Origin of the sequence: Vreelandella hamiltonii (assembly GCF_014651775.1) — a bacterium.
In the GTDB taxonomy this organism is placed as follows: domain Bacteria; phylum Pseudomonadota; class Gammaproteobacteria; order Pseudomonadales; family Halomonadaceae; genus Vreelandella; species Vreelandella hamiltonii.
This window is the reverse complement of record NZ_BMXN01000002.1, coordinates 267,382-281,534: the sequence shown is the minus strand read 5'-3', so window position 1 is coordinate 281,534 and position 14,153 is coordinate 267,382. Positions and strand designations below refer to the sequence as shown.

12 protein-coding genes are annotated in these 14,153 nt (G+C 63.6%); 4 read left to right on the top strand and 8 right to left on the bottom strand.

The features are described from left to right. Nucleotides 1-152: 152 nt before the first annotated feature. Nucleotides 153-1,418, bottom strand: a complete 1,266-nt coding sequence (locus IE091_RS03115; RefSeq protein WP_189462801.1) for an inorganic phosphate transporter — start codon at nt 1,416-1,418, stop codon at nt 153-155. 9 nt (nt 1,419-1,427) lie between these two features. Further along, entirely contained in the window at nt 1,428-2,108 is a 681-nt protein-coding gene (locus IE091_RS03110; RefSeq protein WP_039183511.1) for a TIGR00153 family protein, read from the bottom strand. A 131-nt stretch (nt 2,109-2,239) separates the two neighbouring features. On the opposite strand from IE091_RS03110, the gene IE091_RS03105 reads away from it, so the two are divergent. Continuing rightward, nucleotides 2,240-3,136 carry a CYTH domain-containing protein gene (locus tag IE091_RS03105; protein WP_189462799.1) on the top strand — a complete coding sequence of 299 codons (897 nt, stop codon included), beginning with the start codon at nt 2,240-2,242 and terminating at the stop codon, nt 3,134-3,136. A 38-nt stretch (nt 3,137-3,174) separates the two neighbouring features. Then, nucleotides 3,175-4,065, top strand: a complete 891-nt coding sequence (locus IE091_RS03100; protein ID WP_039183515.1) for an ion transporter — start codon at nt 3,175-3,177, stop codon at nt 4,063-4,065. Between the two features lie 71 nt (nt 4,066-4,136). On the opposite strand, the gene IE091_RS03095 is transcribed toward IE091_RS03100, so the two are convergent. Both IE091_RS03095 and IE091_RS03090 read right to left on the bottom strand, forming a co-directional pair. Further along, nucleotides 4,137-4,757: an L-threonylcarbamoyladenylate synthase gene (locus IE091_RS03095; protein ID WP_016914813.1), complete on the bottom strand. Its 621-nt coding sequence runs from the start codon at nt 4,755-4,757 to the stop codon at nt 4,137-4,139. 81 nt (nt 4,758-4,838) lie between these two features. After that, entirely contained in the window at nt 4,839-5,777 is a 939-nt protein-coding gene (locus IE091_RS03090; RefSeq protein WP_189462798.1) for a PHP domain-containing protein, read from the bottom strand. Between the two features lie 145 nt (nt 5,778-5,922). On the opposite strand from IE091_RS03090, the gene IE091_RS03085 reads away from it, so the two are divergent. Together IE091_RS03085 and mnmC are read left to right on the top strand one after the other, a co-directional pair. Beyond that, nucleotides 5,923-6,222: a YciI family protein gene (locus tag IE091_RS03085; RefSeq protein ID WP_016914815.1), complete on the top strand. Its 300-nt coding sequence runs from the start codon at nt 5,923-5,925 to the stop codon at nt 6,220-6,222. A gap of 207 nt (nt 6,223-6,429) precedes the next feature. Next, the gene (gene mnmC / locus IE091_RS03080) at nt 6,430-8,400 is read left to right on the top strand and encodes a bifunctional tRNA (5-methylaminomethyl-2-thiouridine)(34)-methyltransferase MnmC2/FAD-dependent 5-carboxymethylaminomethyl-2-thiouridine(34) oxidoreductase MnmC1 (protein WP_229800727.1); all 1,971 of its coding nucleotides are present in this window, start codon (nt 6,430-6,432) and stop codon (nt 8,398-8,400) included. On the opposite strand, the gene IE091_RS03075 is transcribed toward mnmC, so the two are convergent. The 4 genes from IE091_RS03075 to IE091_RS03060 all read right to left on the bottom strand — a co-directional run bounded on the left by IE091_RS03075 (nt 8,394) and on the right by IE091_RS03060 (nt 14,096). Further along, entirely contained in the window at nt 8,394-8,666 is a 273-nt protein-coding gene (locus IE091_RS03075) for a YheU family protein (RefSeq protein WP_016914817.1), read from the bottom strand. The two genes, mnmC and IE091_RS03075, sit on opposite strands and share 7 nt — an antisense overlap. Then, nucleotides 8,663-10,699, bottom strand: a complete 2,037-nt coding sequence (gene ligA, locus IE091_RS03070) for an NAD-dependent DNA ligase LigA (protein WP_096923409.1) — start codon at nt 10,697-10,699, stop codon at nt 8,663-8,665. Before ligA ends, IE091_RS03075 begins: the two co-directional genes overlap by 4 nt. A 140-nt stretch (nt 10,700-10,839) precedes the next feature. Continuing rightward, nucleotides 10,840-12,975 carry a cell division protein ZipA gene (zipA, locus tag IE091_RS03065; protein WP_189462796.1) on the bottom strand — a complete coding sequence of 712 codons (2,136 nt, stop codon included), beginning with the start codon at nt 12,973-12,975 and terminating at the stop codon, nt 10,840-10,842. Nucleotides 12,976-13,187: 212 nt separating this feature from the next. Continuing rightward, nucleotides 13,188-14,096 (bottom strand): LysR family transcriptional regulator, encoded by a 909-nt coding sequence (locus IE091_RS03060; RefSeq protein WP_189462795.1) that lies wholly within the window; start codon nt 14,094-14,096, stop codon nt 13,188-13,190. Nucleotides 14,097-14,153: the final 57 nt, after the last annotated feature.

Below are 14,153 nucleotides of genomic sequence, written 5' to 3'. Positions count from 1 at the left end.
GCTCTCCGGCAGCAGGTGAATGAAAGTGATCACGCTTACTTTAACAGAGCATAAAAAACAGCGGCACCTTCTATTGCAGCGATCTCCTGTCGAGACCGGCTGCCGAAGGTGCCGCCGTATACCCGCCAAGCGTTAGCCTGGGGAGAGGTGTATCAGCCGAACATGCCCTTGAACATGAAGAAGAACACGATGGCCAACCCAGCCCCGGCGGGCAGGGTAATCAGCCAGGACATGACGATGGTGCCGATCACCCGCAGGTTCAGCGCCGCCATGCCGCGGGCCAGGCCCACGCCGAGGATCGCCCCGACCAGCGTGTGGGTGGTCGAGATGGGCAACCCGGTGCCCGAAGCCAGCACCACGGTGGTGGCTGCCGCCAGCGTGGCGGCAAAGCCACGGCTGGGGGTCAGTTCGGTAATGCCGGTGCCCACGGTGGCAATCACCTTATGGCCGTAGGTCACCAGGCCAAACACGATGCCGCCACCGCCCAGCACCAGCACCCACCAGGGCACCAGCGCGGAACTGTCGATCACGCCGTCGCTGCGCACCACGCTGATCACCGCCGCCAGCGGGCCAACGGCATTGGCCACGTCGTTGGAGCCATGAGCAAACGCCATGGCACAGGCAGTGAAGATCATCAGCACGCCGAACACCCGCTCCACGTTGGCATAGCCGAAGTGGTCGCTGGCGCTCTGCACGTACTTGATACGCCGCTGCATGACCACCCCGACGCCCATGATCACGATGCCGATCAGAATCGACAGCAGGAAACTCTGGCCAAAGCTCAGGTCGAGCCCCACGTGGGTCAGCCCCTTGGTGAGGGTGACCATGGAGACGATGAAGCCTACCAGGAACACATAGCCCGGCACGTAGCGCTTGGCGGCGGCAAACGGGTCCTTGTTCTCGAAAATCAGGTACTGCACCGATTTGAACAGCACGAAGCCGATGGTGCCCGCCAACAGCGGCGAAATGACCCAGCTGGAAGCAATGGTGCCCACGCGGCTCCAGGCCACGGCTTCCACGCCCAGTCCCACGGCACCAAAGCCCACGATGGCGCCCACGATCGAGTGGGTGGTCGACACCGGCCAGCCTCTGGCCGAGGCAATCATCAGCCAGATACCCGCCGCCAGCAGGGCCGACAACATGCCGTATACCAGCAGTTGCGGGTTGGCTTCCAGCAGTGCCGGGTCCAGCATGCCGCCACGAATGGTGGCGGTGACTTCGCCCCCGGCCAGCCAGGCCCCCAGGAACTCGAAGATGACCGCAATGATGATGGCTTGCTTGATGGTGATCGCTTTCGATCCCACCGAGGTGCCCATGGCGTTCGCCACGTCGTTGGCACCCACCCCCCAGGCCATGAAGAAGCCAAACAGGCAGGCCAGAATGATAAAGATGTCACCGTGCTGAGCAATAATCTGCATGGGAGCCCCTTAGCGTGCGGTCAGGATCTGCAGGCGGCTGCCCACGCGTTCGGCGCGGTCGGAAACTTCGCCGACCCAGTCGATGATCTTGTAGAGGAAGATCACGTCCACGGGGGGAAGCTGGCTTTCCAGCTCGAAAAGACGGCGGCGAATCGCCACCTGCTGATCATCCGCCTGGTGCTCCAGCACGTGCAGCTCGCGGATCATGTTCTGCATCACGTCCGAGACGTTGCGCCCAAAGCCGGACTCCAGCAGGTCCTTCAACTCTTCCAGCGCCTGGCGCGCCTGGGCCACGCAGGCCACACTGGTGGCCATGTACTCGCGCATCAAATCGGCCAGCTCGTCGGGCACGCGCATTTTACGGCCCAGCATGATGCCGGTAATGTCACGCACCTTGTTGGCGATCTTGTCCTGTACGCTGATCAAGTCGAGCAGGTCCGAGCGCGATACCGGCAGGAACATGCTGTTGGGCAGGTTGAGCCGCAGCTCGGTCTTGAGGGTGTCGGCTTCGTGCTCCAGAGAAGTCACCTGCTCGCGCAGCTCGGCGGCGGCGTCCCAGTCACCGGCAAGGGTCGCTTCGAAGAACGGCAGGAGGAGGTCGGCGCATTCATTGGCCTTGACGATGTGGGCCAGCAGCGGCTGGAATGGCGAGCGGCCAAACATCGCGGAAAAAGGGTTGGAGGTTACCATAGAGCCTTTAGCCTGTTTTCGGGGAGCCTGGAAATGGCGGGCGACAGTATAAAGAGTGCGCTCGGCTTCGTCATAAAAAGTTCATTCAACCGTCATCAATAAGCAACATAGACCACTTGGCAGGAAGCGTCATGACCCAACACCCTCATCCGGCAGCCCCTCAGGAAGTCGAACTGAAGCTGGCCCTGGGGCCCGGCGCGCTCGACGCGCTGCTGGCCCATCCGCTCTTGGCAGAGCCGCCCCAGCAGCAGGCCTTGACCAACACCTATTTCGATACTCCCCAGGGCCATCTGGCCGCTGGCCGGGTCGCCGTTCGGCTGCGCCGACTGGGCCAGCGCGTGCTGCAAACGGTCAAGACCGCAGGCCAGGGCGGCGGCGGGTTATCGCGTCGTGAAGAGTGGGAGTGGCCGCTGGACGAGCACGCCCTCGACCAGGTCGGGCTGGCCAAGCTGCCGCCGTTTCAAGGGCCGTTGGCCGAACAGATAGCGGCGCTGCAACCCACGCTGAGCACCGATTTCCACCGCCGTACCTGGCAGCTGGCATGGCAAGGCAGCGCCATCGAGCTGGTGGTGGACGAAGGGGAAATCGTGGCGGGCAGCGCCCGCGCCCCTATTGGCGAGGTCGAACTGGAGCTGAAAGAGGGCAGCGCCGATGCGCTATGGGGGTTGGCCCTGGCACTGGCAGAGCGGGTGGCACTGCGCCCTTCCGACAGCAGCAAGGCCGCCCGAGGCAATGCCCTGGGCCAGCAGCAGTGGACACTGCCCGAGGCCAGCACCCCCAGCGCATGGCTGCACCGCGCCACCGTGGCGCTGGACGCCTTCCATGACAGTGGCCACCCCGAGCACCTGGCGGCGGCCCAACAGGCGCTGAGTGAACTGGCCCAACACCCAGCGCTGGATGACACCGCACGGCGCGAGGCCCTCACGCTGACGGCCGAGCTGGGCACCACCGGCCAGCCCACGGCGGCGTACGGCGTTGCAGCGTTGACGCTGGCCCGTCGCCTTGGCCAGCAAACCGCGCTACGCTGAAACGCATCCCCCTTGGCCGCTTATTTCAGGACGAAACCATGAGCTTTGACCTCAGCCCCGGTGCCGAAGGATTGCGCACGCGGTTATTCCACGTGATTTTCGAGTCGGATACCCCGGGGGCCAAAGCGTTCGATATCGCCTTGATCATCGCCATCCTGCTGAGCGTGGCGGTGATTCTGCTGGGCAGCGTAGAGCAGTACGCCCAGCGCTATGACTCGCTGTTTTTCTACATGGAGTGGATGTTCACGCTGCTGTTCAGCCTTGAGCTGCTGGTGCGTCTTTACTGCCTGGAGCGGCCCACCGTCTATCTCAAGAGCTTTTACGGGGTGGTCGATGTGATTGCGATCATCCCCACCTGGCTGGTGCTGCTGTTGCCCGGCGCCCATGCGCTGGTGATCGTGCGGATTCTGCGCGTGCTGCGCATTTTCCGCATCCTGCGCCTGATGGAGTTCGTCGGGGAAGCACGGCTGCTGCTGGATGCCCTGAAGCGCAGCCTGCGTCAGATTTTGCTGTTCTTTTTCAGCATTCTGATGCTGGTGACGCTGTTTGCCGCACTGATGTACACCATCGAGTCCGACGAGGCAGGTTTCACCAGCATCCCGATCTCCATTTACTGGGCCATCGTCAGCATGACCACGGTGGGCTACGGCGACATCGTGCCCGCTACGCCGCTGGGCAAGGCCATCACCGTCATCCTGATGCTGATTGGTTACTCGATCATTGCCGTGCCCACCGGGGTATTCTCGGCCCAGGTGATCCGCTCCATCCGCGAAGACCGCTACTCGGAAGAAGCCTGCCCCGGCTGCGGCCACGACCGCCACGAAAAGCGCGCCCGTTACTGCCTGCGCTGTGGCACCTGGCTGGACGAAGAGAGCGAAGACCCGCGCAAGCCCAAGGAAGAACCGCCCGAGGAAGCCCCCCAACAATAACGCCAGCGCCGGGAAGCGCTGGCGTCATGGCCAGCTGGAAAAAGGGCTTGTGAAAGAGAACGAGTGAAACGCTACTGGAAAGGCGTGGTGTCGCCGCGCCCTTCCCGCACGATGGTCGGCGGCAGTTCGCGCAGGTCGATGACGCTGGTCGGGTCCAGGTGGCAAGCGCCGCCGTCGATGATCAGATCCAGATGCGCCCCAAAGCGCTCGCGGATCTCTTCCGGGTCGCTCATGGGCAGCGTTTCCCCCACCGGAATCAGCGTCACGCTCATCAGCGGCTCACCCAGCGCTTCAAGCAAGGCGTGGGTAATCCGGTGGTCCGGCACGCGTACGCCTATCGAGCGGCGCTTGGGGTGCAGCAGCAGGCGCGGCACTTCCGTGGTGGCATCCAGAATGTAGGTGTAAGGCCCCGGCGTGTGGGCTTTCAGCAGCCGGAACACGGCGTTGTCTACCTTGGCGTAGGTACCGATCTCGGAAAGGTCCGAACACATTAGGGTAAAGTTGTGCTTGTCGTCCAGCGAGCGCAGCCATTTGATCTTCTCGATGGCCTTCTTTTCGCCCAGGTGGCAGCCCAGCGCATAGCCGGAATCCGTGGGGTACGCCACCACGCCCCCTTTGCGAATGATCTCGGTGGCCTGATCGATCAGCCGTTTTTGCGGGTTCTCGGGGTGAATCTGGAAATATTGGCTCATCGCTTGCTCCTGCCGTTCGGCGGTCCGTTCGTTGCACATTCGTTGGCGCGATACCTACAGCTTAGCCGATACGGCGCGTGATCACCCAGCCGCCAGCATGCCCGGCGCGGCATCGCGCATGTGCGCCAGCCGGGGGTGTTCCCAGATGGGCGGCGCGGCGGTACGTGGCACCACGCTCATGCTGCCGGGGGCGGCGTGGCTGCCGGGAAAATGAAAATCGCTGCCCAGCGAGGCGTACAGCGAGCGCTCCACCAGCTGACGCGCCAGGTCACGGGTGCTGTCCGGGTTTTGCTGGCCGCTGACCAGCTCGACCGCCTCGCCCCCTGCGGCGGTGAAAGCATCCAGCAACAGGCCGCGCTTGCGCCGGGTCAGCCCGTAGCGCAGCGGGTGGGCCAGCACCGCGACGCCGCCGGACGCCACCACCCAGCCCACGGCATCGGCAATCTCGGGCCAGTGGGCTTTCACATCGCCCTTCTTGCCGCTGCCCAGGTAGCGCTTGAAGGCTCCGGCCCAGTCGGCCACCACGCCTTCCGCCACCAAGGCACGGGCAAAATCCGGGCGCCCCAGCGGGCGGTCGCTGCCGGCCTGGGCGCGGGCCTTGGCCAACGCATCGGGCAGGCCCATTTTCTCCAGCCGCTCGGCTATCACTTCAGCCCGCTGGATACGCGCCTGGCGCTGCTGCTCCAGGCCCTCCACCAGCGCTCCCTGCAGGCCGCCCGGCATCAACGCCACCACGTGAATATTGATGCCCTGCCAGCGCGTGGATAACTCGCAGCCGGGCACCAGGCACAGGCCCGCTTGCTCGGCGGCCAGGCTGGCTTCTGCCGTGCCATCCATGGTGTCGTGGTCGGTGAGGGCAATGTGCGTCATGCCTCGGGCGGCGCACAGCGCCACCAGCTCGTCAGGCGGCAGCGACCCATCCGAGGCGGTAGAGTGCATGTGCAAATCGACCGGGTAGCGCTGATCGGCATCGAACACACGGGGCAGTGCAGGGGGAAAAGCTTCAGGAAGTCGTGGCATTAGCATGACGCCGTGTGGCGAGTTTGTCAGAATAGGCGTGTGGTACAACAACAGCTCGCCATGGTGCGCGTTAACCAGCACGCGGTCAATGCCGGGAGCGATTGCAAGGCTTCCCCAACCGCACTGCCTTCAAGGAGTTATCCCCATGCTGTATGCAATTATCAGTGAAGATGTGGCCAATAGCCTGGAGCGCCGACTGGCCGCCCGCCCGGACCATCTGGCACGGCTGGAAGCGCTGCGTGACGAAGGCCGTCTGGTATTGGCTGGCCCCCACCCGGCCATCGACACCGACAACCCCGGCGAAGCGGGCTTTAGCGGCAGCCTTGTAGTGGCCGAATTCGACAGCCTGGAAGCGGCCAAGGCCTGGGCGGACGCCGATCCATACATCATTGCCGGGGTCTATGCCAAGGTAATTGTTAAGCCGTTCAAGAAAGTTTTGCCTTGACCCACAAGGGCGACTGTGGAGGGTCCGCCTGCTTTTTCACAGAGCCTGTGGAAAACTCTGTGAAAACACGGCGGACGCTTTTCTATAAGCCAGAGATAGCGCCCTGCTGAACAAATTGATCATTTTTTGACCACCTTCGTTCACCCTTCGACCACCACGGATATTCGCGTGACCCAGCGCCCCACTGACCTGCCCCCGCTGGCGGCCATGACCGCCCCGACGCTCTCCTGGAGCGACGATGCCCCGCACTCCGATGCCTTCGGTGACGTCTATTTTTCCCGGGAGGACGGTCGCGCGGAAACCGAACACGTCTTTCTGGCGGCCAACCACCTGCCCCAGCGGTTTGCCGAGTGGCAGGCACCCCGAGCATTCGTGATTGGAGAAACCGGCTTTGGCACCGGGCTGAACATGCTGTGTGCCTGGGCCTGCTTCGAACGCCACGCCCCGCCAGGGGCACGGCTGCACCTGCTCTCTACCGAAAAATTCCCGTTAGGCCACACTGCCCTGGCGCGTGCCCTGAGCGCCTGGCCATCGTTGGCCAGTTATTCACAGGCGCTCTGCGCCCTGTGGCCCGATCCCGTCAGCGGCGTTCACCGTTTGCACCTGAGCGAACGCGTCACCCTGGACCTGCACTTTGGCGACACCACCGAACGACTGGAAGCCTTGCAAGGCCAGGTGGATGCCTGGTTCCTGGATGGCTTTGCCCCTTCCAAAAACCCGGAGATGTGGCAGCCCGAGCTGTTTGCTGCCATGGCGGCCCGTTCGCGGCCCGGAGCCACCTTTGCCACCTTCACCTGCGCGGGGATCGTCAAGCGCGGCCTGAAAGCCGCAGGCTTCGCCTGGCAGAAGGTGCCTGGCTTCGGTCGAAAGCGGGAAATGCTGGCCGGCAGTATTGCCACACCGCCTGTGGACAACCGCCGCCAGCGGACGCCGTGGTTTACGCCACCGCCCACCCTTCGCTCACAGCACATCGTGGTGATTGGCGCAGGCATGGCCGGGAGCAGCGTGGCGGCCGCCCTGGCACGGCGCGGCCGCCAGGTAACGGTGCTGGAGCGTGAGCAGCCCGGCGCGGGCGGGTCGGGTAATCGGCAGGGGGCGCTGTACGTGAAGCTTGCGGTGGAAACCAACCTGCAGAGCCGCTTCTACCTGGCGGGGCTGCTCTACAGCCAGCGCTGGCTGGGCCAACTCGCGGCCGCGGGGCCACAGCAGCCGCCGCTCTGGCAGCCCTGCGGCGTAGTGCAGCTGGCCTTGAGCGAGAAAGAGGCGAGCCGCCAGCAGCGCTTCATGGCCCACCACCCGCTGCCTGAAACGCTGGTCGCGGCCAGCGAGGCCCCCGACGCGCTGGCCGGAGTGCCCACGGCAGCGGCACAGGGCCTTTTTTACCCACAGGCGGGATGGGTACAGCCCAAACGGCTGTGCGAGCAACTGCTGCAACACCCCGGCATTACCCTGCGCCACGGGGAAGCCACGGCGCTGCACGCCACGCCAGCGGGCTGGCAGATCACCCTGGCCAACGGCGACACCCTGGCCACCGACCAGGTGGTGATTGCCACGGCGTCATTGGCCAACGGTTTCGCCCAGACGGCGGAGCTGCCGCTGCAGCAGGTGCGCGGCCAGGTGAGCGAGCTACCGCTGCCGGAGGGCACGGCGGCTCCTCAGCGCGTGGTGTGTGCGGGGGGCTATGTCTCGCCGCCGCTGGAGGGCGTGCTCACCTTCGGCGCCAGCTTCGTGCCCAACGATGCCACTACCCACACCGCCGACGCAGACCATCAGCGCAATATCGACGAGCTGCGCCAGGCCTTGCCTGACTGGGTCGCGGCGCTGGAGGCCGCCACAGGGCCGCTGACGCCCAGCACCTTGACGGGCCGAGCCGCCTTGCGCGCCGCCAGCCCCGACAAGACACCCTATGCCGGGCCAGTGCCCGACGCGGCGGCGTGGCGCACGGCCTACGCGGCGCTGGCCAAGGATGCCTCGAAGGTGCCAGAGACCCCAGGCCAACACCATGGCGGGCTGTGGATCTCCACTGCCCACGGCTCTCGTGGGCTGGCCAGCGCGCCGCTGTGCGCCGAAGTGCTGGCTTCCAGCCTGTGCGATGAGCCGCTCCCCCTGGAGCAGCCGCTGGTGGACCACCTGCACCCGGGAAGGCGCCTGATCAGTGCGCTGATCCGCGCTCAGTAATCGCCCTCTTCCTCGTCATCGGCCAGCTCTCGCCCAAAGGCACGCCATTGGGCGAGCGTCATCACTTCGGTCATTTCCAGCTCCAGGTCATGGGCGATGATCAGCTCGTGACGCTCCAGCTGCCGCTTGACCTCGGCGACCCAGCCGCGCATGCCTTCACCGGTATCGGTGGTATCGTAGCCCTGGCGGGTCACGAACGCCTCCAGCAGCGCATCCAGCGTCTCGGGCGGCAGCATGCGGGCGGGTACTTCTATGAAACGGCTCATTCGCTCTGCTCCCACGCGCTCAAACGCTCGATAAAGGTGGCTTCGTCGATCACTTCGACGCCTAGTTCCTCGGCTTTGGTAAGCTTGCTGCCCGCAGCCTCACCGGCCACCAGGCAGGTGGTCTTTTTGGACACGCTGCCCGCCACTTTGGCCCCCAGCGCCTGCAAACGCGCCTTGCCTTCGTCACGGGTCATGCTCTCCATGGCGCCGGTCAGCACCCAGGACTGACCTTCCAGCGGCGTGGGCCCTTGGGCCACCTCGGTTTCCTGCCAGACGACCCCCGCCGCAATCAGCGCATCCAGGGTGTCGAGGTTGTGCGGCTGCCGGAAAAAGGTATGGATGTGTTTCGCCACGATGGGCCCCACGTCGTTGACCGCTTCCAGCGCGGGCGTGTCGGCCTCCTGAAGGGCTTGCAGCGTGCCAAAGTGGTTGGCCACGTTGGCAGCGGTGGCTTCGCCCACTTCACGAATGCCCAGTGCGTAAATGAACCGTGGCAGCGTGGTCTGCTTGGCTTTTTCCAGCGCATTGACCAGATTGGTGGCGGACTTTTCCCCCATGCGCGGCAGGCTTTTGAGCTGCTCGACGGTCAGGTGGAACAGCTCGGCGGGGGTCTTGACCCAGTCCTGCTCGACCAGTTGCTCGATCAGTTTCTCCCCCAGGCCGTCGATGTCCATGGCCTTGCGGCTGGCAAAGTGCTTGAGCGCTTCCTTGCGCTGGGCCGCGCAGTAGAGGCCGCCGGAACAGCGGGCCACCGCCTCGCCTTCCAGGCGCTCGACCTCGGAGCCACACACCGGGCACTGGTCAGGGAACACAATGGCGCGGGCTTCGGCAGGCCGCTTCTCGACATCGACACGTACCACCTGAGGAATCACGTCCCCCGCCCGCCGAATGGCCACGGTGTCGCCAATCATGACGCCCAGCCGTTCGATCTCGTCGGCATTGTGCAGCGTGGCGTTGGACACGGTCACCCCAGCCACCGTGACCGGCTCCAGCCGTGCCACCGGGGTAATCGCGCCGGTACGGCCGACCTGAAACTCCACGTCGTTGAGCAGCGTGACCTCTTCCTGGGCAGGGAACTTGAAAGCCACCGCCCAGCGTGGCGCGCGGGCCACGAAGCCCAGCTCCCGCTGGTGGCGCAGGTCGTTGACCTTGATCACCACGCCGTCGATGTCGTAGCCCAGCTGGTCACGCTTTTCGCCCAGCCGTTCACAGTAGTCGGCTACGGCGTCTGGCCCCTGCAATACGCTCAGCTCGGCGCTGGTTTTGAACCCCAGTTGGGAGAGCCTGGCCATCAAGGCGCTATGGGTGGTATCGCCCATATCGGGCTCCAACCGCGCCGCCTGATAGGCGTGGAACTCCAGCGGTCGCGTTGCGGTGATGCGCGGGTCGAGTTGGCGCAGGCTGCCTGCTGCCGCGTTACGCGGGTTGGCAAACACCTTGCTGCCCTCGTCTCGGGCACGCTGGTTCAGCGCTTCGAACCCGGCGTGGCGCATGATGACCTCGCCACGCACCTCCACCAGCTCGGGCAACGTGCCTCCCATCAGCTTCAGCGGCACCGAGCGCAAGGTACGCAGGTTGGAGGTAATACCCTCGCCCGTACGCCCATCGCCGCGCGTTGCACCGCTGACCAGCACACCCTGTTCGTACACCAGCGAGACCGCTGCGCCATCCAGCTTGGGTTCGCAGCTGAATTCGATCTCCTCGGGCTGGCACTCCAGACGTTCGGCCACCCGCTGGGCGAAGGCGATGATGTCTTCACGGCTGAAGGCGTTGTCCAGCGACAGCATGGGAATGGCATGGGCCACTTCCGGAAAGCCTTCCGCCGGTGCCGCGCCCACTCGCTGGGTGGGCGAGTCTGGCGATATCAGGTCAGGGTGTTCTGCCTCGATCTGCTGCAAACGTTGCAGCTTGCGGTCGTAGTCGGCATCGGTCAGCGTGGGCTCGTCCAGCACGTAGTAGCGATAATTGGCGTCATCCAGATCAGCGCGCAATTGGCCAATCTCTTCTAGCAGGGCGGGGTCTAGCGAACTCATGCGGGCATTCCGAAACAGATGAAAAAAGGGGTCAGTGCGACATAAAAATGGACAGTATTAAAAACGCGCAGCAATCGAAACGGCAATAACAAAAACACCCGCCTTCGGGTAGAAGGCGGGTGTGGGCATGACAGAAACGTTTAGCGTGCCTGCAACTGGCGATGCAGTCGATGACGACGCTCGAACTCGCGCACCCGCTGGCGGGCAAACTCGATGGTTTGCGCCGTCATGACGCTACGGTTCTCGTCTTTCAATTCGCCGCCCATGTGGCGCACCACCACCATGGCGGTTTCCACCATGGCCTCGAAGGCAGCCGCACTATCCAGCGCGCCGGGCAGCGGCATCAGGAAGGTGATGCCAGGGGTGACGAACTCGTCCATCTCTTCGATGGGGAAAGTGCCGGGCTTCAGCACGTTCACCATGGAGAACTGCAGCTCGCTCTCGGCGCTTTCGGTTTCGAACCGGTGGAAGACACCCATGGTACGGCTGTAACGCAGGCCACACGCCATCATCAGTTCCAGAAGCTTGCTGCCGTCGAACCCTTCCGGGTCGCGAGACAGCACGCTGATGACGATCATCTCTTCGGCATCGGCCAGGGTTTCTCGTGCGTGTTCGCCGTTGACGTCGTGGCGCAGCGCTTTCTCCAGCGTCGGATGAGCGCGTACCACGCTTTCGCGTGCCTCATAGGCAGGCTCTTCATAGGCACCATCGAATTCTGCGTAGGCATCATCGTAGTCGGCAGCATCGGTGCGACCCGCATCATAAGCCGCATAGCGGTCATCATGATGGGAAGCAGCATCGTCATAGGCACCGCGGGCAGCGGCGGGGGCTGCGTAGCGGTCGGCGTCATCGTAGCTGTCCAGCGCCGGGGCCTTGCCACGCGAGGTGCGTTTGGCAGCAGCGTCCGTCGCCGCCAGCTCGCGAGCCTGGGCTTTTTCCTGAGCAATGCGCGCTTTCTCTGCTTCTGCCGCTTCCTTGGCCACGCGGCGCTGCTCGGCCTCCAGGGCTTTGCGCTCGGCTTTCTGCTTGGCCAGCGCTTCGGCACGCTTGGCTTTTTCGGCTTTCTTGATCGCTTTCTGTTTGCGGCGTTCGATGATACGGCGCTTGAAGGAGCGGCCAATACCTTCGAAGTCGACCAGGCGGTAGCGGTCTACCTCGTCGTCATCCAGCTCGTCCACGTCGCCTGCGATATCCGAACGCAGCTGCCGACGCCTGGGCGTCTCGGAGGACTTGGCAAAGACGGCATCTTTCGGCTCGGCGCGCAGCACCGGCTCGGCATCGGGTTCCGGCTCTACGGCGCTCAGCGGCGTGCTTTCCGGCGTGTCCGTGGCGGACAGAACAGGCTCGACGCTCTCAGCGGCAGCGGCCGCCGTGGCTTTGTGGTCGTCTTCAGCAGCCGCTGCGGTGGATACGGGCTCAACCGCAGGCTCGGATACCGTAGGAGCAGCCGTTTCTGGAGAAGGCTGCTGCTGGATGGCTGACTCGACGGGAACCGGAGCAGCAGACGCCACGGCGATAGCTTCAGGAGCCACAGCTTCTGGGGCTGCAGTTTCTTCTGACACCAGAGATTCTGGAGTCTTGGCTTCTGAGACGGTGCTTTCTGAAGCAATGGCTTTTGAAGCGATGGCTTCTGGAGCATTGGCTTCTGAAACAGTTGAAACAGTGGCTTCTGGAGCTACAGCTTCATGCTGAGACGCCGGCTCACCCGCGAACAGGCTGGGCTCACGGCGAGGCTCGCTATGGGCGGCTTCTCGGGAAGCAGCGGACGCTGCCTCGGGCACGGCACTGTGTGCAACAGGAGTTGAGACGGGCGACGGGGACATCGACGGTTCGGCACGTGATGGAGCCGCCTTCGGGGGCTCGCTGCGCTTGGCGGTCTCACCGTTCGCTGCTGCCGACTGGGCCACGGCAGGTTTGGAAGACTTCGAAGTAAACGACTTGGCGTTTGCGGTCACGGATTGAGCAAACGAGCGGCGGAAGTCAGAAAGGACTTTGGAAGGCCCGGGGTGGTCCTGACGCTTCAACTTGGGCTTTTGGCCCAGGCCACTGTAATCGGCGGGTTTGACGACCCGAGCACCGCCATTGGGCAGTTCCCAGTTGATTTCCGCTTCCTTGGCCTCGTCACTCAACTCTTCCGGCTTGACGGCGGGCAGATCCTTGCCAGCCTGATCCAGCTGCGGGACACGACGTTGACGCTGAAGCCTTCGCGCACCATCAACGACGATGAGCGACACCAGAGCCAGTCCTAGAATGATTAACCACTCTCTTAATTCCATGTCGAGCATTCCATGGGTCAACTAACCGGTTACCAGATGCAGCGCGTGCGCGGCACCCAAATATGGGGGACCTTCTTATCAAGATACGTTTAGTGCCAAGCATAGCGCGATTATTACAAAAAGGGCCACTTTTTGCAGGCATTTGCACTTTTAAACTTGCATATACGCTTTTTAGGCCAATCTAAAGACCTTATCAAGCCCATAAAGTGCCGCTATCGAGTGATCACTTTCTGACCTCTCTGAGTAGCCACCAGCGTTTGCCAAAACGCGCTGGCGAAGGGGCTGGCCAATTGGCGTGGCCGTGTCAGCTGAATGGCCACCGGCACGTCCCACTCCGGGGGCAGCGCGCGCACCAGGCGCCCTTCCGCAACTTCTTGTTCGGAAAGACTTTCAGGCAGCCAGGCCAACCCCTTGTTCTCGATGGCCATGGACATCAGCACGGCGGCCAGATGGCTGCTGAAATGGGCCTGGGAAGAGAGTGTGGCTGGCTGCCGCTGACCCAGACGATGGCGCAAGATGCGCCCTAGCCCCGAGGCGTCAGTGTACGCTAAATAAGGAAAAAAAGAGGAAGCCGCGCCAAGCCCCAGCTCGCGCCCCACCAGAGGAATCAATCGATCCTGACCGACGGTGAGACTCTCGAAGTGCTCCGCTTCCAGAGGCGAGTCGACGGCGGGGTCTCGATGGCTCAATAAAAACTGTGCCGTTCCGCGCAGTAAGAGCTGCTCGCAGTTGGCCATGGTATCGGAGTGAAGTTGTACGGCATGCAGCGCGGCACTTTGCTCCTGTTGGCGTATCCAGCGCGGAAAGAAAGTAAACGAGAGTGAATGAGTGGCCGCAAACTGGAGCGCCGCCGTTGCACGCTGGGCAACTTCCTGGGCTTCACTGCGTAAACGATAGAGTCGCCCTGTGGAATCGATGACACTGGCCTGAATATGCTGGCCCGCCTCGGTCAACGTGGTGCCTTGGGGCGTGCGCACGAAAAGGGCCACCCCCATCCACTGCTCCAGCGCTCTGATTCGACGGCTGAACGCGGGTTGCGTCACATGGCGCGCCTGGGCGGCACGGATGAAACTGCCGTGTTCGGCCAGGGCATTGAAGTCTTCCAACCAGTTCAGTTCCATCGCGGGCAATGCCATTTCAGCATGGGGTAGCTGACTAATAGCATTAGTCAGCCGCCA

Excerpts from the sequence above, each read along its gene's own strand:
- IE091_RS03115 (WP_189462801.1), bottom strand. The coding sequence starts at position 1,418 with ATGCAGATTATTGCTCAGCACGGTGACATCTTTATCATTCTGGCCTGC.
- IE091_RS03110 (WP_039183511.1), bottom strand. The coding sequence starts at position 2,108 with ATGGTAACCTCCAACCCTTTTTCCGCGATGTTTGGCCGCTCGCCATTC.
- IE091_RS03105 (WP_189462799.1), top strand. The coding sequence starts at position 2,240 with ATGACCCAACACCCTCATCCGGCAGCCCCTCAGGAAGTCGAACTGAAG.
- IE091_RS03100 (WP_039183515.1), top strand. The coding sequence starts at position 3,175 with ATGAGCTTTGACCTCAGCCCCGGTGCCGAAGGATTGCGCACGCGGTTA.
- IE091_RS03095 (WP_016914813.1), bottom strand. The coding sequence starts at position 4,757 with ATGAGCCAATATTTCCAGATTCACCCCGAGAACCCGCAAAAACGGCTG.
- IE091_RS03090 (WP_189462798.1), bottom strand. The coding sequence starts at position 5,777 with ATGCCACGACTTCCTGAAGCTTTTCCCCCTGCACTGCCCCGTGTGTTC.
- IE091_RS03085 (WP_016914815.1), top strand. The coding sequence starts at position 5,923 with ATGCTGTATGCAATTATCAGTGAAGATGTGGCCAATAGCCTGGAGCGC.
- mnmC (WP_229800727.1), top strand. The coding sequence starts at position 6,430 with ATGACCGCCCCGACGCTCTCCTGGAGCGACGATGCCCCGCACTCCGAT.
- IE091_RS03075 (WP_016914817.1), bottom strand. The coding sequence starts at position 8,666 with ATGAGCCGTTTCATAGAAGTACCCGCCCGCATGCTGCCGCCCGAGACG.
- ligA (WP_096923409.1), bottom strand. The coding sequence starts at position 10,699 with ATGAGTTCGCTAGACCCCGCCCTGCTAGAAGAGATTGGCCAATTGCGC.
- zipA (WP_189462796.1), bottom strand. The coding sequence starts at position 12,975 with ATGGAATTAAGAGAGTGGTTAATCATTCTAGGACTGGCTCTGGTGTCG.
- IE091_RS03060 (WP_189462795.1), bottom strand. The coding sequence starts at position 14,096 with ATGGAACTGAACTGGTTGGAAGACTTCAATGCCCTGGCCGAACACGGC.